The sequence below is a fragment of the Limimaricola cinnabarinus genome (assembly GCF_047631075.1).
Taxonomy (GTDB): domain Bacteria; phylum Pseudomonadota; class Alphaproteobacteria; order Rhodobacterales; family Rhodobacteraceae; genus Limimaricola; species Limimaricola cinnabarinus.
The window spans coordinates 15979-34345 of the sequence record NZ_JBLHYX010000025.1 but is presented as its reverse complement, the minus strand read 5'-3'; the positions used below and the strand labels follow the sequence as shown (position 1 = coordinate 34345).

Annotated in this window: 21 protein-coding genes, 1 tRNA gene and 1 pseudogene; 14 read left to right on the top strand and 9 right to left on the bottom strand. The window is 64.8% G+C overall.

Annotated elements, in window-relative coordinates:
* The 3 genes from ACJASC_RS15815 to ACJASC_RS15805 form a co-directional block, all read left to right on the top strand.
* The coding region (locus ACJASC_RS15815; protein ID WP_415146847.1) for an IS5 family transposase at window positions 1–1181 on the top strand (1181 nt) is incomplete at its 5' end.
* Between the two features lie 310 nt (window positions 1182–1491).
* Window positions 1492–1893, top strand: a complete 402-nt coding sequence (locus ACJASC_RS15810) for a hypothetical protein (RefSeq protein WP_415146846.1) — start codon at window positions 1492–1494, stop codon at window positions 1891–1893.
* A gap of 11 nt (window positions 1894–1904) precedes the next feature.
* On the top strand, window positions 1905–2807 hold the full coding sequence (locus tag ACJASC_RS15805) for a DUF6615 family protein (RefSeq protein ID WP_415146845.1): 903 nt from the start codon (window positions 1905–1907) through the stop codon (window positions 2805–2807).
* Window positions 2808–3162: 355 nt separating this feature from the next.
* On the opposite strand, the pseudogene ACJASC_RS15800 reads toward ACJASC_RS15805, so the two are convergent.
* Together ACJASC_RS15800 and ACJASC_RS15795 are read right to left on the bottom strand one after the other, a co-directional pair.
* A pseudogene (locus ACJASC_RS15800) lies at window positions 3163–3336 on the bottom strand (transposase); the annotation flags it as partial.
* A gap of 158 nt (window positions 3337–3494) precedes the next feature.
* A tRNA-Ile gene (locus ACJASC_RS15795) sits at window positions 3495–3570 on the bottom strand.
* 109 nt (window positions 3571–3679) lie between these two features.
* On the opposite strand from ACJASC_RS15795, the gene purM reads away from it, so the two are divergent.
* The 4 genes from purM (at window position 3680) to ACJASC_RS15775 (ending at window position 7111) form a co-directional block, all read left to right on the top strand.
* Window positions 3680–4720 carry a phosphoribosylformylglycinamidine cyclo-ligase gene (gene purM / locus ACJASC_RS15790; protein WP_415146844.1) on the top strand — a complete coding sequence of 347 codons (1041 nt, stop codon included), beginning with the start codon at window positions 3680–3682 and terminating at the stop codon, window positions 4718–4720.
* A complete protein-coding gene (gene purN / locus ACJASC_RS15785) occupies window positions 4717–5313 on the top strand; it encodes a phosphoribosylglycinamide formyltransferase (RefSeq protein ID WP_415146843.1) in 597 nt (198 codons plus the stop codon). The genes purM and purN overlap by 4 nt, the downstream gene beginning before the upstream one ends.
* 90 nt (window positions 5314–5403) lie before the next feature.
* A complete protein-coding gene (rnd, locus tag ACJASC_RS15780) occupies window positions 5404–6576 on the top strand; it encodes a ribonuclease D (protein ID WP_021694896.1) in 1173 nt (390 codons plus the stop codon).
* A 124-nt stretch (window positions 6577–6700) separates the two neighbouring features.
* Complete coding sequence (locus ACJASC_RS15775) at window positions 6701–7111, top strand: SufE family protein (RefSeq protein ID WP_415146842.1); 411 nt, start codon at window positions 6701–6703, stop codon at window positions 7109–7111.
* On the opposite strand, the gene ACJASC_RS15770 is transcribed toward ACJASC_RS15775, so the two are convergent.
* Window positions 7108–7734: a DUF1638 domain-containing protein gene (locus tag ACJASC_RS15770; RefSeq protein ID WP_415146841.1), complete on the bottom strand. Its 627-nt coding sequence runs from the start codon at window positions 7732–7734 to the stop codon at window positions 7108–7110. The two genes, ACJASC_RS15775 and ACJASC_RS15770, sit on opposite strands and share 4 nt — an antisense overlap.
* An 8-nt stretch (window positions 7735–7742) precedes the next feature.
* Window positions 7743–8450: a corrinoid protein gene (locus ACJASC_RS15765; protein ID WP_021694893.1), complete on the bottom strand. Its 708-nt coding sequence runs from the start codon at window positions 8448–8450 to the stop codon at window positions 7743–7745.
* A gap of 212 nt (window positions 8451–8662) precedes the next feature.
* On the opposite strand from ACJASC_RS15765, the gene ACJASC_RS15760 reads away from it, so the two are divergent.
* Window positions 8663–9100, top strand: coding sequence for a PaaI family thioesterase (locus tag ACJASC_RS15760; RefSeq protein WP_415146840.1), 438 nt, complete (start codon window positions 8663–8665; stop codon window positions 9098–9100).
* A 57-nt stretch (window positions 9101–9157) separates the two neighbouring features.
* Here the strand turns inward: ACJASC_RS15760 and ACJASC_RS15755 are convergent, their stop codons facing one another.
* Window positions 9158–9379 carry a DUF1127 domain-containing protein gene (locus tag ACJASC_RS15755; RefSeq protein WP_021694891.1) on the bottom strand — a complete coding sequence of 74 codons (222 nt, stop codon included), beginning with the start codon at window positions 9377–9379 and terminating at the stop codon, window positions 9158–9160.
* Between the two features lie 90 nt (window positions 9380–9469).
* Between ACJASC_RS15755 and ACJASC_RS15750 the strand changes: the two genes are divergently transcribed.
* The 6 genes from ACJASC_RS15750 (at window position 9470) to ACJASC_RS15725 (ending at window position 14973) form a co-directional block, all read left to right on the top strand.
* Window positions 9470–10867, top strand: a complete 1398-nt coding sequence (locus ACJASC_RS15750; RefSeq protein ID WP_415146839.1) for an aminotransferase-like domain-containing protein — start codon at window positions 9470–9472, stop codon at window positions 10865–10867.
* Window positions 10868–11039: 172 nt separating this feature from the next.
* The gene (gene rplM / locus ACJASC_RS15745; RefSeq protein WP_415146838.1) at window positions 11040–11501 is read left to right on the top strand and encodes a 50S ribosomal protein L13; all 462 of its coding nucleotides are present in this window, start codon (window positions 11040–11042) and stop codon (window positions 11499–11501) included.
* On the top strand, window positions 11501–11992 hold the full coding sequence (rpsI, locus tag ACJASC_RS15740; RefSeq protein ID WP_021694888.1) for a 30S ribosomal protein S9: 492 nt from the start codon (window positions 11501–11503) through the stop codon (window positions 11990–11992). The genes rplM and rpsI overlap by 1 nt, the downstream gene beginning before the upstream one ends.
* Window positions 11993–12215: 223 nt before the next feature.
* Window positions 12216–13091, top strand: a complete 876-nt coding sequence (locus ACJASC_RS15735) for an ABC transporter permease (protein WP_415146848.1) — start codon at window positions 12216–12218, stop codon at window positions 13089–13091.
* Window positions 13088–13897 (top strand): ABC transporter permease, encoded by an 810-nt coding sequence (locus ACJASC_RS15730; RefSeq protein WP_415146837.1) that lies wholly within the window; start codon window positions 13088–13090, stop codon window positions 13895–13897. Before ACJASC_RS15735 ends, ACJASC_RS15730 begins: the two co-directional genes overlap by 4 nt.
* Window positions 13894–14973: an ABC transporter ATP-binding protein gene (locus ACJASC_RS15725; protein WP_415146836.1), complete on the top strand. Its 1080-nt coding sequence runs from the start codon at window positions 13894–13896 to the stop codon at window positions 14971–14973. The genes ACJASC_RS15730 and ACJASC_RS15725 overlap by 4 nt, the downstream gene beginning before the upstream one ends.
* Here ACJASC_RS15725 and ACJASC_RS15720 read toward each other — a convergent pair whose 3' ends face one another.
* From ACJASC_RS15720 to ppk2, 4 genes are all read right to left on the bottom strand, one after another.
* On the bottom strand, window positions 14974–15483 hold the full coding sequence (locus tag ACJASC_RS15720) for an acyloxyacyl hydrolase (protein WP_415146835.1): 510 nt from the start codon (window positions 15481–15483) through the stop codon (window positions 14974–14976). It abuts the gene before it with no gap.
* Window positions 15484–15579: 96 nt separating this feature from the next.
* A complete protein-coding gene (locus ACJASC_RS15715; RefSeq protein ID WP_415146834.1) occupies window positions 15580–16707 on the bottom strand; it encodes a helix-turn-helix transcriptional regulator in 1128 nt (375 codons plus the stop codon).
* 142 nt (window positions 16708–16849) lie between these two features.
* Entirely contained in the window at window positions 16850–17467 is a 618-nt protein-coding gene (locus ACJASC_RS15710) for a TetR/AcrR family transcriptional regulator (protein WP_415146833.1), read from the bottom strand.
* Between the two features lies 1 nt (window position 17468).
* Window positions 17469–18341: a polyphosphate kinase 2 gene (gene ppk2, locus ACJASC_RS15705; protein ID WP_415146832.1), complete on the bottom strand. Its 873-nt coding sequence runs from the start codon at window positions 18339–18341 to the stop codon at window positions 17469–17471.
* Window positions 18342–18367: the final 26 nt, after the last annotated feature.

Below are 18367 nucleotides of genomic sequence, written 5' to 3'. Positions count from 1 at the left end.
TCCTTCGTTGCCCAGAACCATGCGAACCGCACGCTCGCGCACTTCAGGCGCATACTTGTTCGTCGTCTTGCTCATGCTCCACCTTACTCAGGAGTTGGAGCCTCCGACAAACCCGGCGCGGTTCAGATGCCGAGTTCGACACGCTCTACACCGACTTCGGCCGCCCCTCCATCGCACCGGAACGCCTGATCCGGGCGAGCCTTCTTCAGATCCTGTTCTCGATCCGGTTTGAGCGGCAGCTGATGGAGCAGATGAACTACAACCTGCTGTTCCGTTGGTTCGTCGGGCTCGGCATCGACGACCGCGTATGGGTCCCCACGGTGTTCAGCAATAACCGAGACCGGCTGCTGACGACCGAGATGTCGCGCAAGGTAATGGCCGCGATCCTGTCGCACCCAGAGGTCAAGCCGCTGCTGTCGGAGGAGCACTTCTCGGTCGGCGGGACGCTGATCAAGGCCTGGGCTTCCATGAAGAGCTTCCAGCCGAAGGACAGCACGCCGCCACCACACGACGACGATCCCGGCGCGCCACCGCCGCCATCGGTCGAGGAGACCTCCCCAGATAGCAGCCAGCCCCAGCAGACTGAGACGCCGCCGATGCCCTACACACCCCGCCAGACCTGCAACGCCGAAGTGAATTTCCGGGGCGAGAAGCGCTCGAACGCAACCCATGCGTCTGTGACGGACCCGGATGCCCGCCTCTACAAGAAGGCGCCGGGTGCCGCGGCGATGCTGTGCTTCATGGGGCATACGCTGATAGAAAACCGAAACGGGCTGGTCGTGCAGGCGGAGCTGAACCACGCGGATGGCCATAGCGAGCGCAAGGCGGCGCTCCAGATGCTCAACCGCCACTCCCCCGGCTCAACCCGGCGCCTGACGCTGGGAGCAGACAAAGGATACGACAGTGCCGACTTCATTGCCGCGCTCAGGCGCATGGTCGTGACACCGCATGTCGCGCAGAAGGCCCGGCATTCAGCCATCGACGGTCGGACCACCCAGCATCCCGGCTATGCATTGTCCCAACGGCGCCGGAAGAAGATCGAGGAACCCTTCGGCTGGGCCAAGACGGTGGGCGGCATGGCGCAGACGCTCCACCGTGGCCTCGACAGGGTTCGCGCCACATTCACGATGACCATGGCGGCCTGCAACCTGGCCAAGCTGCCGAAACTCTTTGCCGCCTGACGAACAGAGCAGCCAGAAAACCCGGCCTCGCAGCCGCCAAGCCCCGCCTTCAGATCGCGCCGGCAGGAACAGCGTCCCTCCAGCCTGACTTCTTCAGCAGCCTGCTAATCTTGGCGGAGGCTAGTAATCGGTCGGCAGATTAGCAGACCGCCAGATGGGGAGGAGGGTGGATAGGGCCTGAACCAAACCGCTGATAACGGCTGGATTCCATCCAGCGGCTGCAATACCGTTTCAGAAAACTTTTCTAAGAGCAAATTTACCAATGTCATCAATCGAAAACGGCTCGGGCCTAGGCACCGAGGGCCGCCACATGAAGCTGCTAGTGCGTACTAAGAATGCCATGCTACTGGGCAACGGCCTGATCGTCCATGTCCGCAAGGTGCAGCAGTACCGGAAAAAGCACGGCAAGCTGCCCCAACGGCCCTACCTGACCTACACCCAGCTTGTTGAGCAAACCGGCGCGAAGCTCGCTATGGTCGGTATCGGCAATTTTCTCGACGAAGTGATGAACGCCATCCATGCACCAGATGCCCCCGAAGCACTGCGAGGCCTGACCCTGTTCGTCACCGACAAGACTGGCTTCATCGCCTATGGCACCGGCAAACACAACTGGCGCGGCATCGATGCAAAAAACGCCCCAGCATACCGCAAGGCTGTGCTGGACCAAGATTTGACGAACGTGGCGTTCATTTCGGCTGATGGCGGGGTCTGAAATTGCGGAGCTTGCTTCATACATTCCTGGAACTCGGGGACGCGGTATCGCGGAATTTGGCCTTTGCACATGCTAACGACGTCAAAATAAGCTATGGCGAAGAGACCGTAACAGAAACCAATCTTCTGGAAATCTTGCGTTGGCACTCCGACCGCGGCACGCAATTGACTGCCATCTCAAAAGGTCAGGAAGCCAAGATCGGCGCGGATTGGGAATGGGTTGTCGTCGGGCGGAAATACAGCCTTTTCATGCGTGTGCAAGCCAAGCGCACGAAGAAGAACGACAGCTTGACGATCAAGCACAAAGTCGGCAAGGCGTCCAATGCCCAAGAGCAGATCGATGTTCTAATAAGAAATTGCCGTGCAGCCAAGCCCGGCGAGATAACCTGGAAGCCTGTGTATTGCTTCTATTCGAAGAACTCGGAGCGAAAGCGCTGGAAGTCTTCTGGCGGAATAGCCCCTTGGCGCGCCTATGAGTATGGGTGCCTTATTGCAGACGCGACATATATTAAGAAGAAGGCCAGCATCAAGAAGATTCAGGATGTCGAAGACGTATCGATTCCGTGGCATTTTTTCTTTGCACCATTGAACTCTCAGGCCCGATACCTTTTTTCGGAGTTGGCCGATGGTAGCGATGGAAACTCGGGTTTCTTGATGTCGGAAGGATTCATGGCCGTTTCGCCTGAAGTAGCCGATGGCGACAAAGATTCCGATGACGATACGCTGCTAATAAATGGCTTTCCAACCATCGAACAACTGAATGGTGAGATGGAAATCGACGAAAATATGACGGGCATCAGAAAAACTAACCCGGAGGAGCTAGAGCGCGTTCGCACTCGGGGTCGTCGGGAAGGAATTGATGCTCTTCGGTTCCTTATTCTCGATGTAAAAAATGAACCGAGCAGGAGGCGCTGATTACAACATCGTCAGAATCCGAAGTTGAAGTCGAAATTGTCTTGCTCGATCAGATGGGCGCGCCAAGCTTTACGTATTTCGAAAATACAATCTCTGAGCCTGATGCCTCAACTCCGGAACGCGAGCCCTAGCTGTTCCATCCCGGATGATCACATAAGCCCTCGGCGATCTGCCCTGTTCATGGCAAGATCGGTTCTGAGGGATGTCCCGGCGGAGCACGATCATGCTGATGCATCTTCACAAGCAAGCCACGACGACGCCCAGGATACGGGCGCTGCCGTGAAGAACCTGTCCCATACCGTCTCCATCTCAGAGGAGGAGATCGTACCACCTCTCTGCGGGACTATACACATGACGTTTGGATCGCAGTGTCCGAGAAGGTCTCGGGCCGCCCACGCTTCCCAGTCGTGTCGGCGTGCCTGACCACCTCGGGATCGAACCAGACCGACAGCGAGCCGCGCTTGCGCAACTCCAAAATGTAGTCTGACCAGTTCGCCATGTGGTAGCGAGTTGGGGAAGGCTTCGGCACGGGTGCAACAAGGTCCCGTCGGGAGGCAAATCATCAAAGCCTTTTAGAATTAGATACTTACAGGAATATGGCAGAAAACACCGCGAAGAAGACTCGCCAAAACGCTCGTTTTGGCAGAGTTGTCCCCGCCGGAACAACATGGTTGGGCCTTGGGGATTTGGTAGGCCCGGAGGGATTTGAACCCCCAACCAAACCGTTATGAGCGGTCTGCTCTGACCGTTGAGCTACGGGCCCCCGCGCTTTCTCCTAGCAGACAGGAGAGGCGGGTCAAGTTGGCGCTGGCCCTCGCGGGGGGTCTGAGGTATCGCGGCGTCACTTCACAAACCGGCATTCGGGGGACGCGATGCAGAAGGACGGGCTCACTTACGCGCAGGCGGGGGTGGATATCGACGCGGGCAACGCGCTCGTGGAACGGATCAAGCCCGCGGCGAAACGCACCGACCGGCCCGGCACCATGTCCGGCCTCGGCGGCTTCGGCGCGCTGTTCGATCTCAAGGCGGCGGGCTATTCGGACCCGGTGCTGGTCGCGGCCACCGACGGGGTGGGCACCAAGCTGCGCATCGCCATCGACACCGGCCATCTCGACGGCGTCGGCATCGACCTCGTGGCGATGTGCGTCAACGACCTCGTCTGCCAAGGCGCCGAGCCGCTCTTCTTCCTTGATTACTTCGCCACCGGCAAGCTCGCGCTCGACGAGGCGGCCCGCGTGATCGAGGGCATCGCCGCGGGCTGCAAAGCCTCCGGCGCGGCACTCATCGGCGGCGAGACGGCGGAGATGCCGGGTATGTATCCGGCAGGCGACTTCGACCTCGCCGGTTTCGCCGTGGGCGCGATGGAGCGCGGCACGGCTCTTCCCGATGGGGTGGCCGAGGGCGACGTGCTCTTGGGCCTCGCCTCGGACGGCGTGCACTCCAACGGCTATTCCCTCGTGCGCCGCATCGTCGAGCGCGCGGGCCTCGGCTGGGACGACACCGCACCTTTCTCCGAAGGCAGCCTCGGCGCGGCGCTGCTCGCACCGACCCGGCTCTATGTCAAACCGGTGCTGGCGGCGATCCGCGCGGGCGGTGTGCGCGCGCTGGCCCACATCACCGGCGGTGGTCTGACCGAGAACCTGCCGCGCGTGCTGCCCGATGGCCTCGGCGCCGAGATCGATCTGGGCGCGTGGTCGCTGCCGCCGGTCTTCGACTGGCTCAAGCGCGAGGGCGGGCTGGAGCAGGGCGAAATGCTCAAGACCTTCAACTCCGGCATCGGCATGGTCGTCGTCGTCTCGGCCGAGCGGGCCGAGGCGATCGAGGCGCTGCTCGCGGCCGAGGGCGAGACGGTGCATCGGCTCGGCCGGATCACGGCCGGGCAGGGGGTCGCCTATTCGGGCACCCTGTCGTGAGCGACCGCAAACGCGTCGCCATCCTGATCTCGGGCGGCGGGTCGAACATGCTGGCGCTGGTGCGCGACATGTCTGGCGACCACCCATGCCGCCCGGTGCTGGTGGCCTCCAACGACCCCGGCGCGGGCGGGCTTGGCCGCGCGGCCGAGCTTGGCATCCCGACGGCGGCGGTGGATCACAAACCCTTCGGCCGCGACCGCGAGGCCTTCGAGGCGGCGCTGAGCGAACGTCTGGAGGCCACGGCCCCCGACATCATCTGCCTCGCCGGGTTCATGCGCATCCTGACACCGGGCTTCATCGCGCGGTGGCAGGGACGGATGCTCAACATCCACCCCTCCTTGCTGCCGAAATATCGCGGGCTCGACACCCATGCGCGGGCCATCGAGGCGGGCGATGCCGAGCATGGCGTCTCCGTGCACGAGGTCACGGCCGAGCTCGACGGCGGGCCGGTGCTGGGGCAGGCGCGGGTGCCCGTGCGTCCCGGCGACACACCCGACGATCTCGCGGCGCGGGTGCTGGAGCAGGAGCACCGGCTCTATCCGCTGGTGCTGCGCCGCTTTGCCTCGGGCGACCGCACGCCGATCCTGCTCTGAGCCGGACGCTTTCCATCCGCGCTCCCATCGCCTAAGAGGGCGGGGACCGGCGCGCCTGCGCCGCCTCCTTATCCGCAAGCCCGGGACGACATGCAGACCATCACCACCACCGAAGACCTCGCCGCCTATTGCGAGAGAGCCGCGAAGCACGCTTACGTCACGGTGGATACCGAATTCCTGCGCGAGCGCACCTATTACTCCAAACTCTGCCTGATCCAGCTTGCCCATCCCGGTCCGGACGGCCCGGATGGCGGCGAAGGCAGCGCCGTGCTGGTCGATCCGCTGGTCGAGGGGCTCGACCTCGCGCCGCTGCACGACCTGTTCCGCGATCCAGGCGTGGTGAAGGTGTTCCATGCCGCGCGGCAGGATCTGGAGATTTTCCAGGTCGAGGCAAATCTCATTCCCGCGCCGCTGTTCGACACGCAGGTCGCGGCGATGGTCTGCGGCTTTGGCGAACAGGCGGGTTACGAGACGCTGGCGCGCAAGATCGCCAAGGCCGAGATCGACAAGTCGTCGCGCTTCACCGACTGGTCGCGTCGCCCGCTGTCGGAGGCGCAGAAGGTCTATGCGCTGGCCGACGTGACGCATCTTCGGGTGATCTACGAATGGCTCGCCGCGCAGCTCAAGAAAACGGGTCGCGCGCGCTGGGTCGCCGAGGAAATGGCGGTACTCAACGATCCCGCCACCTACCGCGTCGATCCCGCCGAGGCATGGCAGCGGATCAAGACCCGTTCCAATTCACCCAAATTCATCGCCGCGCTGCGCGAGCTGGCGCAGTTCCGCGAGACCTTCGCGCAAGAGCGCGACGTGCCGCGCTCGCGCGTGTTCAAGGATGACGCTCTGGTCGAGCTGGCCTCGACCCGGCCCGCCTCGGAAAAGGATCTGGGCCGCTCGCGGCTTTTGCTGCGCGAAGCCCGCAAGGGCGAGATCGCCGACGGCATCCTCGCGGCTATCGATCGCGCCGCCAAGCTGCCCGCCGACCAGATGCCCAAGGCCGAAAAGCAACGCGACCAGATTCAGGTCAACCCGGCTCTGGCCGATCTGCTGCGTGTGCTGCTCAAGGCCCGCTCCGAAGCCGAGAGCGTGGCGCCCAAGCTGATCGCCAGCTCCGCCGATCTCGACGCGCTGGCGGCGGGCGAGCGCGAGGTGCACGCGCTTTATGGCTGGCGCCGCGAGGTGTTCGGCGAACAGGCGCTGGCGCTGTGCGAAGGCCGCGTGGGCCTCGCCGCCAAGGGCAGCCAGGTGGTGACGGTCGATCTGTGATCGACGCCGCCACCCCCGGCCGCGCCGGGGCAGGCAGGATCGGACAGGGGCCGCACCCCCTGCCACTGGCAATTTCGGGCAGCGTCCTTACCTCTAGGCCATGTCCAGACCGCAGGAGACGCAGATGGCCCAGCCCGCCTTCGAGGAAATCGCCGAAACCTTCGAATTCCTTGACGATTGGGAAGACCGCTACCGGCACGTGATCGAGCTGGGAAAAGCGATGGAACCTCTCGACGAAGCGTTCAAGGTGCCCGCGACCAAGGTGCATGGCTGCGCCAGCCAGGTCTGGCTCGTGCCGGCGCCCGAGGGCGGGGCCTACCGGTTTCGCGGCGACAGCGACGCGATGATCGTGCGCGGGCTGATCGCGGTGCTGCACGCGCTTTACGACGGGGTGCCGGTGTCCGAGGTGCCCAAGATCGACGCGGGCGGCGAGCTGGCTCGGCTCGGCCTGAACGATCACCTTTCGGCGCAGCGTTCGAACGGGGTGCGCGCCATGGTCGAACGCATTCGCGAGACCGCGCTCGCCGCCGCCTAGGCGCGGGCCAGCGCGCTTGCCAGTTCGCCATATCCGGTAAAGCGCCGCTCGAAAGCGAGGCCCAGCCTGTTGGCATGGGAGCGGGCAAGGGCGGTCAGCGCGAGATCGTCGGTCTGCGCCTGATAGACCAGCGTCGTGTAATTCCCGAAATACATCTCGCGCAGCTCGGGGTGCCGGTCGAGACCGAGCGGCTCCCAGACGAAGGCGTCGAACTGGCGCGCGAGAAAATCGGTGAGGTAGAAGCAGGTCACTTCGCCCTTCTCGGCAAAGGCCTCGACGCCCTCGTAGAAGGCGTAGCAATGCGGCCCTTCGATCATGCCGACGCCGAGGCGTTCGCAGGTGCAGGCCAGATCGCCGCCCGTCCCGCAATCGGCATAGACCACGAAGACCCGCTCATACCCCGCGCCGCGCGCGGTCACCGCCGCTTCGACCGCGGGGGCGATCCTGTCGGGCCGGTTGTGCAGGATCGCGGGCAGGCAATGAAGATCGAGGTGAGCCCAGCCATTCTGTCCGATCAGGGCGAGTATCTCGCGCGCCAGCGCGCCGCAGGCGATGAGCAGCACGCGGCCCCGCCCAGAAGGGGCGAGACCGTCGCGCGTCAGCGTCGCGTCATCCGGCTGCATCGATCCTCTCAGGCACCCGCCTGCATCTGGTTATGGCGGCGCGAAATCCAGTCCTTGGCCGTCTCGACCGCCACGGCGGCGTCGCGGCAATAGGCGTCGGCACCGATCGCCTTTCCGAACTCCTCATTGAGCGGCGCGCCGCCCACCAGTACGATGTAATCGTCGCGGATGCCCTGCTCCTTCATCGTGTCGATCACGACCTTCATGTAGGGCATCGTGGTGGTCAGCAGCGCCGACATGCCAAGGATGTCAGCCTTTTCGTTGGCCAGCGCCTCGAGATAGGCCTCGACCGCGTTGTTGATCCCGAGATCGACGACCTCGAAGCCCGCGCCCTCCATCATCATCGCTACGAGGTTCTTTCCGATGTCGTGGATGTCGCCCTTGACGGTGCCGATCACCATCTTGCCCATGCGCGGCGCGTCGGTCTCGGCCAGAAGCGGCTTGAGAATCGACATGCCGCCCTTCATGGCGTTGGCGGCGAGCAGCACCTCTGGCACGAAGAGGATACCGTCCCGGAAATCATTGCCGACGATGGTCATGCCGCCGACGAGCGATTTGGTCAGAACGTCATAGGGCGCCCAGCCGCGATCCAGCAGGATCTGCGTGGCCTCCATGATTTCCTCGCGCATGCCGTCATAGAGATCGTCGAACATCTGCGCGACGAGTTCCTCGTCGTCGAGCTCGGAGAGGATCAGGTCGTCGTCTTCGTCAGCCATGTCACGGGGCTCCTGAGGGGGCGGGCGATGGGTCTTTGCTCGGATCAACGCCCGGATCGAAGCCCGGGTCGCGGTCGTTTCCGACACTGCCTGCATCGCAACCGACGAGGATGCAAATGAAAAGACCCCACCACAACTATGAGGTCGGCTCAACTGGAGGCTTGCCCGCAGCACCAGCTTGCGAAAACGTGGCGGGCGGGAGGAGATCGGCCATGATGATGGATGCGGCGGCGCTCAATGCGTTTCTGGAGCGCGACTTCGGACAGGTGGCGGCGCAGTTTTGCGTCGAGAGCGCGGAGGTTGAGCGGCTGATGCTCAGGCTGCGGGTCGGGGTGATGCATCTGCGGCCGGGCGGCACGGTGTCGGGGCCGTCAATGTTCGGGCTGGCGGATGTGGCGATCTATCTGGCGATCCTGTCGCGGATCGGCCCGGTGGCGCTGGCGGTGACGACCGGGGCCACGATTGATTTCCTGCGCAAGCCCGAAGCGGGGGCGGATCTTCTGGCCGAAACGCGGCTCTTGAAGCTTGGCCGCAGGCTTGCGGTGGGCGAGGCCCTGCTGTTCAGCGAGGGGCAGGTGGCGCCGGTGGCGCGCGCCTCGATGACCTATTCGATCCCCCCCGGCGCGGCGCAGGGCGCGGCGCCCGTTTGACCCGCATAAAAAGGGGGCCGGATCGCTCCGGCCCCTCAGGCGTGGTCGGGCCGGGGATCAGCCCTTCCAGAACGGGCGCGCGGCCTCGGCCTGCGCGGTCATGGGATCGAGACCGAGATCGCGCAGCATGGCCGCGTCGAGGCGCGACAACGCGCGCCGGGTCCGGGCGCGACGCTCCCAAATCGCCACGCGGCGGGCCATGCCGACGAGAAGCGCGGAGACGGCCCCTTGGTCGAGAGCGGCCTCGAAGGGCGTGGCGGTGTGGGCGAGCGTGGTCATGTCGGTCTCTCTTGTATTGATACAATGCGTGTATATGATGCAAGATAAGGACTACAATGCTCGAAGAATGACGTCTACGGAAGTTTTGTCATGGATACAATGTGGTGGCCCAGCCTCGACAAGGGCGGGCCCGTCAAGCACCAAGCGCTCAAGCGATCGATCCAAGAGGCAATCGGCTCCGGCACCATTCGGCCCGGGCACAGGCTCCCACCCGTCCGCGAGGTGGCTTGGCGCCTCAAGGTGACGCCGGGGACCGTGGCGCGCGCCTACAAGGATCTGGTGGAGCAGGAGGTGCTGCGCGCCGTGGTCGGTCGTGGCACCTTCGTCTCCGAGCCCGATCTTCCGGCACCGCTGCCCGCGCTGATCGACCCCGCCAGCATGGGCGCGGAGGGCGAGATGCTGAACCTGCGCACCGCGCAGGTAGCGGATGTCGGGCAAGGGCGCTTGCTGCATGAGCTGTTGAAAAATCTGGCCGATCCGCCGCCGGGCGCCTATGTGAGCTACCCGCGCCCCGAGGCCGACGCGCCGCTTCGCGCCCTTCTGGCTGACTGGTTTGCGGCACCAGCGCATGGCCCGGTCGAGGCCGATGACGTGGTGCTCACCTCCGGCGCCCAGCATGGCATGGTGGTGCTGCTGCAAGCGCTGCTGCACGGGCCGCGCCCGGTCATCCTGACCGAGGAATTGGCCTATCCCGGCTTTCGCCATGCCGCCGCTCTTGTGCGGGCCGAGATCACCGGCATCGCCTTCGACGGCGAGGGGCTGCTACCCGATGCCCTAGAGCGCGCCTGCCGTGAGAGCGGGGCACAGCTGCTTTGTACCAGTGCAGAGGCACACAATCCGACAACGATCCGCACTTCTCCCGAACGGCGCGCCCAAATTGTATCTATCGCAAGGCAGTACAATATGCAGATCATCGACGATGACTGCTTTCGCTCCGACGCGGGCGAGGACGCGAGCTACCGCCGTCTCGCGCCGGAACGCTCATGGGTGGTCACGACGCTCTCCAAGACGCTGAGCCCCGATCTGCGGCTCGGGGCGATCCTTTCGGCCCCCGGTCGCGCTGCCTTGCCACGCATCGCGGCACAGCAGCAGTTCTTCGGCCTGTCGCGGCCCACCGTGTCACTAGCCGAGGCCGCGCTTTCGACCGGGCTGGCCGCGCGAGTGCGCGACGCGGTGCTCGAGGTGCAGGGCAGGCGGCTCGCCCACCTGCGAAAACGCCTCGCCCCGTGGCAACCCCGCACCCGCGAGGGGGTGCCTTTCGCTTGGCTCGATCTGCCGCGCGGCTGGCGGCCCTCCTCATTGAGCCGGGCAGCCGAAGCCGAGGGTATCCGCCTCAAGCCCGCCGACGAGTTCGCGCTGATCGACGGACGCGCGCCTTCGGCAGTGCGCCTCGCGCTCACTGGCCTGCGCGACGACGCGGCCTTCGAGACCGCGATCGACCGGCTTGCGGCCCTTCTTGCCGCGCCGCCGCACGTGATGGAGGTCTGACCCGCAAGAAACATGGGGTATCATGATACCTTAATTTCAAGGTACTGTTTTTGCTCTATAAATTAAGGCAGGCTGCGCTTGACTGCGTGACCGCTTCGTTTAGAACCCGCTCATCGAATTTGCGCGGGCGGCCCGTTCGGGGCGGTGCGCGTTGCAGATCAAGGGCAGAACCATGAAAACCTTCACCGCTACCCCGGCGGATATCGAGAAGAAATGGATCCTGATCGACGCCGAGGGCGTCGTTCTGGGCCGTCTCGCCTCGATCATCGCCATGCGCCTGCGCGGCAAGCACAAGGCCTCCTTCACCCCGCACATGGACATGGGTGACAACGTCATCGTGATCAACGCGGACAAGGTGCAGATGACCGGCAAGAAGCGCGAAGAGCACTTCTACTGGCACACCGGACATCCGGGCGGCATCAAGTCGCGCACCAAGCAGCAGATCCTCGATGGGGCGCACCCCGAGCGCGTCGTCATGCAGGCCGTCAAGCGGATGCTGCCGGGCAACCGCCTGTCGCGCACCCAGATGACCCATCTGCGCGTCTTCGCCGGCACCGAGCACGGCATGGAGGCTCAGAAGCCCGAGGTTCTGGACGTCGCGTCCATGAACAAGAAGAACACGAGGACCGCATAATGGCCGAACAGATCAATTCGCTCGAAGAGCTGGGTGGGGCCGTCTCGACCGAAGGTCAGGTCAACACCGAAGCCCTCGCGCCGCGCGAGCCCGTCCGTGACGAGCTCGGCCGCTCCTACGCCACCGGCAAGCGCAAGGACGCGGTCGCCCGCGTCTGGATCAAGCCGGGCTCCGGCAAGGTCGTCGTGAACGGCAAGGACATCGACACCTATTTCGCGCGTCCGGTGCTGCAGATGATCCTGCGCCAGCCGTTCCAGATCGCCGGTGTCGCCGGTCAGTTCGACGTCTACGCGACCGTCGCCGGCGGTGGCCTCTCGGGCCAGGCCGGTGCCGTGAAGCACGGCGTCTCCAAGGCGCTGCAGCTCTACGATCCCTCGCTGCGCGCCGCGCTGAAGGCCGCCGGGTTCCTGACCCGCGACAGCCGCGTCGTCGAGCGCAAGAAGTACGGCAAGGCGAAAGCCCGCAAGAGCTTCCAGTTCTCGAAGCGCTGATACTTCGCACCATCATATGTCTGGAAAGGGCGGTCCCATCGGGCCGCCCTTTTCGCATGCCGCCCTTTTCGCATGCCGCCCTTCCACGCGGCACCGCGACACAAATGGCGCGTGGGCGCAACGCGCCTCTTGCGCGGCGCGTCGTTTGCGGCGAAAGCGGCGCGCGCTGTTGATCTTTGCCGCGGGCCGGTCAAGCATCGCGGCGGGGCATCACGGGGCGGCCATGGGTCTGGGGCACTTCACGAAATCCGAAGGGGGTCGCGCCGCCTTGCTGCTTGCGCCACCTTTTCTCTACGCTCTGGCGCTCCTCGCGCTACCGCTCCTCGCGGTTCTGCTGTTCAGCTTCTGGACGCAGGATTTCATGACGATCGACACCAGCTTCACGCTGGCCAACTACCGCGAGTTCTTCGACAAACCGATCTACGGCGTTCTGCTCGGCCGCTCGCTCATGGTATCGGGCATCGTCACTCTTGTGACCGTGCTGCTGGCCTACCCGGTGGCCTATTTCCTGTCGTTCCACGTCCGGTCCGAACGCAAGTCGCTCTGGTTGTTCTTGATCACCATCCCGTTCTGGACCAGCTACCTGATCCGCGTGTTCCTGTGGAAGGTGATCCTGGGCTATAACGGCGTGATCAATTCGGGGTTGATCGGTGCAGGGCTGATCGAAGATCCGCTGAGCTTTATTCTCTACAACGTCAACGCGGTGATCATCACGCTGGCGCATGCCTTCGCCCCCTTCGCGATCCTGCCGATCTTCGTGGCGCTGGAGAAGATCGACCGCTCGCTGATCGAGGCCAGCCGCGATCTGGGCGAGACCCGCGTGACCACCTTCCTGCGTGTGACCCTGCCATTGTCGATGCCGGGGCTGGTGGCCGCCGTGCTCATCGTCTTCATCCCGACCATCGGCGATTACGTCACGCCCGAACTGATGGGCGGCGCCGGTGGAAAGCTCATCGCCAACATGATCCAGACGCAGTTCCTGCAACTTAACAATGCGCCGATGGGTGCCGCCATCGCGATCGTCTCGATGATCTCGGTCACCGCCATCGCGTTGGTCTTCGTCGCGCTCAACCGCCGCTGGCTCAGGGGACGGGGATGAAGGGCGCGCCGCTCAGGATCTATGCGATCCTTTACCTGCTGTTCCTCTATGCGCCGATCGCGCTTTTGCCGCTCTTCGCCTTCAATGACGCGACAATCATCGCCTTTCCGCTGGCAGGCTTCACCACGCATTGGTTCACCGACCTCATGGCCAATACGGCGCTGCGGCAGGCGGTGGGCAACTCGCTCTTCATCGCCGCCATGACCGCGATCTTCGCGACGCTCCTGGGGCTGTGCGCCGCGCGCGCGGGCGCAATGGCGCGGTTTCCGGGCAAGGGCGGGATTATCGGCTTCGTGATGCTGCCCTTGGTTCTGCCCGAGATCATCGTCGCGGTATCACTGCTGATTGTGTTGCGGCAGGTGCTGGGGCTCAACCTCAACAACTGGACCGTGATCTCGGCGCATGTGCTGATCTGCACGCCGTTTTCCATCGCGATCCTCAACGGCGCGTTCCAGAACCTCGACCCCTCGATCGAAGAGGCGGCGATGGATCTGGGCGAAAGCCGGTTCTCGGCCTTTCGGCTCGTGACGCTGCCGCTGGTGATGCCGGGCATTGTCTCGTCGATGCTCATCGCCTTCACGATCAGCCTCGACGAGTTCATTATCGCCTTCTTCCTCACCGGCGCGAACCCGACGATGCCGGTCTATATTTGGGGCCTGTTGCGCTTTCCCGCACAGCTGCCCGTGGTCATGGCGCTCGGCACGATCCTCGTGGCGCTGTCGATCGCGCTTCTCGTCATCGCAGAATTCTTCCGCCGCCGCGGCCGCGCGCGCGCCGGGATCAAGGATCAGGGAGGTTTCCTGTGACCGCACTCATCGAACTCAGGGGCGTCGAAAAGCATTACGGCGACTATCACGCGCTGCGCGGCATCGACCTTGAGATCCGCGCGGGCGAGTTCTTCTCGCTGCTTGGCCCCTCGGGCTGCGGCAAGACCACGCTGTTGCGCACCATCGCCGGGCTGGAACAGGTCTCCTCGGGCAGCATCCGCATCGACGGGCGCGACATGAAGGGCGTGGCCCCGAACCACCGGCCCACCAACATGGTGTTCCAGTCCTATGCCGTGTTCCCGCACCTCACCGTAGCCGAAAACGTGGGCTTCGGCCTGCGCCGCGATCCGCGTGCCAAATCCGAGAAGGCGCGCGCCGTCGAGGAGGCGCTCGAGATGGTCGGCCTCGCGGGCTACGGGCGACGCCGTGCGCACGCGCTCTCGGGCGGGCAGCGGCAGCGCGTGGCGCTGGCCCGCGCCCTGATCCTCAAGCCCAAGGTGCTGCTCTTGGACGAGCCGCTTTCGGCGCTCGACCGGCTGATGCGCGAGCAGATGCAGCTCGAACTGATCCGCCTGCAGCGTCAGGTCGGGATCACCTTCATCCTCGTCACCCATGACCAGGAAGAGGCACTGGTTATGTCGGACCGGATCGCGGTGATGTTCGAGGGCGAGATCGGCCAGCTGGCCGATCCCGAGACGCTTTACCGCCGTCCCGCGACGCGGCGCGTGGCGCAGTTCATCGGCAAGATGAACTTTCTGCCCGGGGAAGTGACGCGCGGCGGTGCGGGCGTCGAGATCGCCGGGCTGGGCCACGCCACCCTCGACCCCGATCAGGCCCCCGCCGGGGCCGCCTCCGGCGCGGTGAGCGTCGGCATCCGCCCCGAGACGCTGGCCATCCTGTTCGAGGGCGAGACCGCGCCGCGCCGCGAAGTGCAGGGCATCATCGACGAGGTCGTCTATTACGGCGACATGACCTATTACGACGTGCGCGTCGAGGGCATCGATCGGCCTCTCACCGTCTCGATGAAGAACCTGATCGGTCGGCCGGTGCTCGATGTCGGGGCGGTGGCGCGGCTGGCTTGGGATGAACGCGCGCTGGTGCTGCTGCCCGGCTGATCACATCGGCAGCGCCAGCCGGATCCCGAATGTTTCGAGGCCCGGATTGTCGTTCGACAGCCCGCCATTCGAGCGGTGATCGAACTGAAGCGACACCCGCGCGCCGTTGTCAAAGGCATAGCCGACCCCGGCCGAGGAACGAAACTCGATCATGTGGCCCAGCTCGGCCCCGTCGGTCTGTGCATAGAGCCCCGGCAACAGCGACAGCTGCACGAAGCTCTGGTGCGGAAGCGCCCCGGTCCATTGCAGACCCGCCCCGAGCCAGGCGTCGCCATTCGCGGACACCGAAAGCCCGAGCACCGGCTCGAGCGCGCCGTAACGCGCGGGAAGCTGTCGCTGGAGATAGATCTCGCCGCCTTGCCGCTCGCGCTGGAACAGCACCTCGCCGTACTGCACGGCATTGCGGCCCTGACCGGGCTGGATGCTGCGGCAGGTCTCGGCACCACAGCTTCCGAAACCAAGCTCGGCCGTCGCGACGAGAGCAAAAAGCAGAGCGAGCGAGCCGTCCATGTGGCCTCCTTGCAGAATGGGGACGCGGCCACGAAGCGTCTTGGCGTTTCGGAAACCCGCCGTCGGCCACCGGTCCTGTCATAAAGTCTCGATTTATCAGACACCCAGCCGGGCCACCAGCGCCACGAGTTCGGCCTGCCGGCTGGTTCCGGTCTTGTCGAACAGGCTGCATAGTTGGTTGCGCACGGTGTTGGGACTGACCTCGCGCAGCCGCGCTATCTCCGCCAGCGACAGCCCCGCGCAAAGCTCGCGCAGCACCACGCTTTCAGCCGGGGTAAGCTCGAACAGGTCCGGAAGATCCTCGTCGCGTGCATAGGTCTGGCCCGGCTCTGTGATGATCAACGCCGCGACCGCGCGATCCGCGCTCAGCATTACCTCGAGCGGCGCGATGGATTGCGGACGGGGCAGGGGTGCCAGCCGCGCCAACCGCCGCTCGCCTCCCGGGCCGGGCACCACGAAGCCCCCACCGGCGCGCCCCTCGCGCGTCAGGCGATCGTCGAGCGCCGCGTTGGCACAGTCGTCTACTAATCGCAGCCGCCGGTCGCGGCCGAGCTTCAGGACATCACCCCGCCTGAGCAACGCATCGGCCCGCACGTCGCTGGCGACGAGGCGCGATCGCGCATCGAGCGCAAAACACGCATGCAGACCCGCGATGCCATCCATCACCTGCGCGCCCGCCTGCATGGCGCTGCGTTCGACCAACCGGGTGAGGTCGAAGGCCCGGCGCAGATGCGGGCCGATCAGCGACAGAAGCTGACTTCCGGCGGTTCCGATCGTGTCGGTATGACCGGGCGCGTGGTTGCAGCTGATCACGAGGCCGCCGGCCTCGCCATTCACCAGCACCATCCCGAAAGAGCGGTGGATATCCCCCTGCGGCTTAAGAAAGTCGGCATAGAATTCGCTTTTTAGAAGCGCCTCCTCCGGCACGAGTTGACGGTCATGCACCAGTTGCAAGACCGGCGTCCGCCTGAGCACCGGAAGCCATGGGTTCATCACCGCGTAATGGTCGGGGTAGTCCGCCATCAGGGCCGGGTCGAAGTTGACGCCGTGCACCACGGTTCCCCGCAGCCCACCCCGGCGCACCAGTTGCAGCGCCCATGCCCCACCTCCGGCTATGGCGGCGAGCCGGGCGGGCAGGCTTTCCCAAAGCGCAGGCGTGATCGCGCTTTGGTAGATCTCGTCCAGAAGACCGGCAATCTTGGGGTCATGGGGAAGGGGTGGCATGATTGCTACTGAAACTCTTTAGTGCGTGGTTCAAATGGACCATGCAACCTCGGGTTAGCCATGACACTGACTGGTAGAGGCGGGTTCTGTCCAGTTCATCGTTCCCCTAGTTTCCCGGTATCGGGCAGAATCCGTCACTATTTCAGGTATCCGGGGCGACAAGACCCAAGCCCCTGAGATAGATGCCGATACCGCTTTCGAGCAGGTCATCCGCAGGAAACGGAGCGCGCGTCCCCGGAGAGCCGCGCGCGAACAGCTCCACCACGCCGTGGCTCATCGCCCAGACATGCGCGGCAAACATCTGCGGCGGCGGGCGGCGATTCTCGGGAATGCGCTCGGACAGCGCCTCGGCGGCGCGCTCCAGTACGCCGAGCGCGCACCGTGACGCGGTGGCAAGCTCCGGCGTGCGCTGGACCGAGATGCCGCTTTCGAACATCGCGACGTAATGGCCGGGGTGCTTGCGCGCGAAGGCCAGATAGGCGCGCCCGGTCTTCTCGAAGGCCGCGAGCACCGAGGGACGGCCCTCGTCATAGGCATAGTCGAGCAGATCGGCGAAGATCTCGTAGCCCTGCCGCGCCGCTTCGGCGATCAGGTCTTCGCGTCCCGCGAAATGGCGATAGACCGCCGCGGGGGTCACCCCGGCCTCGCGCGCGGCCTCCGACAGGGTGAAGCCCGTGGGTCCCTTGGCCTCGATCAGCTTCAGGCAGGCCTCGACGAGGGCCTGCCGCAGGTTGCCGTGGTGATATCCCTGTTTGGCCACGTCAGTCGCGCGGCCAGATATCGACGCCGCCCGCGACCTTGGGATCGAGCGCGCAGACCGCCTCGGCATCCTTGTCGGTATAGTCGAGCGCGCCCAGAACGCGGCGGATCGCGCCCACGCGCGCGCGCCGCTTGTCATCGCCGCGGATCACGGTCCACGGCGCGAAATTGAAATCGCTGCGCTCGAACATGGTGGCGATGCGCGCGGTGTAGTCATCCCACTTCCGCAGCCCCTCGACATCGATCCAACTCAGCTTCCATTGCTTGAGGGGGTCGTTCTCGCGCTTGAGAAACCGCTCGAGCTGCGTGGCCCGACCGACATTGATCCAGATCTTGAAGAGCCGGATGCCGTCATCGACCAGCATCTTTTCGAACGGGGCCACCTGCTCGTAGAACCGCTCGACCTGTGTCTCGTCGGCAAAGCCGAAGACAGGCTCGACCACGGCGCGGTTGTACCACGAGCGGTCGAGGAACACGATCTCGCCCCTGGTTGGCAGTTCGCGCACATAGCGCTGAAAGTACCATTGCCCGGATTCGATCTCGGACGGTTTGGCCAGCGCCACGACGCGGGCGCCGCGCGGATTCAGGTTCTCGCTGAACCGCGAGATGGTGCCACCCTTGCCGGCGGCGTCGCGGCCCTCGAACACCACGACGACCCGCTGGCCGGTCTCCTTGACCCAGGCCTGCATCTTGACCAGCTCGATCTGCAGGGCGGCCATCTCGGCCTCGTAATCCTTGCGCTTCCATTTGGAAGGGTAGGGAAAGCGCGGGCTGGTGATATCGTCCTTGCCCGCGTCGCGCAGGATGCGGCGGATCTCCTCCGGGGCTTCCTCGTCGTGAAACCGGCTGATCGCTCCCTCGAACGGCTTGGTCATCTGTCTCTCCTCGCGCAGTGCATGTT

Bases quoted from the DNA above. Each gene is read 5' to 3' on its own strand.
- rnd (WP_021694896.1), top strand. From the start codon at position 5,404: ATGCAGACCATCACCACCACCGAAGACCTCGCCGCCTATTGCGAGAGA.
- ACJASC_RS15760 (WP_415146840.1), top strand. From the start codon at position 8,663: ATGATGATGGATGCGGCGGCGCTCAATGCGTTTCTGGAGCGCGACTTC.
- rpsI (WP_021694888.1), top strand. From the start codon at position 11,501: ATGGCCGAACAGATCAATTCGCTCGAAGAGCTGGGTGGGGCCGTCTCG.
- ppk2 (WP_415146832.1), bottom strand. From the start codon at position 18,341: ATGACCAAGCCGTTCGAGGGAGCGATCAGCCGGTTTCACGACGAGGAA.
- ACJASC_RS15730 (WP_415146837.1), top strand. From the start codon at position 13,088: ATGAAGGGCGCGCCGCTCAGGATCTATGCGATCCTTTACCTGCTGTTC.
- ACJASC_RS15735 (WP_415146848.1), top strand. From the start codon at position 12,216: ATGGGTCTGGGGCACTTCACGAAATCCGAAGGGGGTCGCGCCGCCTTG.
- ACJASC_RS15715 (WP_415146834.1), bottom strand. From the start codon at position 16,707: ATGCCACCCCTTCCCCATGACCCCAAGATTGCCGGTCTTCTGGACGAG.
- ACJASC_RS15775 (WP_415146842.1), top strand. From the start codon at position 6,701: ATGGCCCAGCCCGCCTTCGAGGAAATCGCCGAAACCTTCGAATTCCTT.
- purM (WP_415146844.1), top strand. From the start codon at position 3,680: ATGCAGAAGGACGGGCTCACTTACGCGCAGGCGGGGGTGGATATCGAC.
- ACJASC_RS15810 (WP_415146846.1), top strand. From the start codon at position 1,492: ATGAAGCTGCTAGTGCGTACTAAGAATGCCATGCTACTGGGCAACGGC.
- ACJASC_RS15750 (WP_415146839.1), top strand. From the start codon at position 9,470: ATGGATACAATGTGGTGGCCCAGCCTCGACAAGGGCGGGCCCGTCAAG.
- ACJASC_RS15770 (WP_415146841.1), bottom strand. From the start codon at position 7,734: ATGCAGCCGGATGACGCGACGCTGACGCGCGACGGTCTCGCCCCTTCT.
- ACJASC_RS15755 (WP_021694891.1), bottom strand. From the start codon at position 9,379: ATGACCACGCTCGCCCACACCGCCACGCCCTTCGAGGCCGCTCTCGAC.
- ACJASC_RS15765 (WP_021694893.1), bottom strand. From the start codon at position 8,450: ATGGCTGACGAAGACGACGACCTGATCCTCTCCGAGCTCGACGACGAG.
- ACJASC_RS15720 (WP_415146835.1), bottom strand. From the start codon at position 15,483: ATGGACGGCTCGCTCGCTCTGCTTTTTGCTCTCGTCGCGACGGCCGAG.
- rplM (WP_415146838.1), top strand. From the start codon at position 11,040: ATGAAAACCTTCACCGCTACCCCGGCGGATATCGAGAAGAAATGGATC.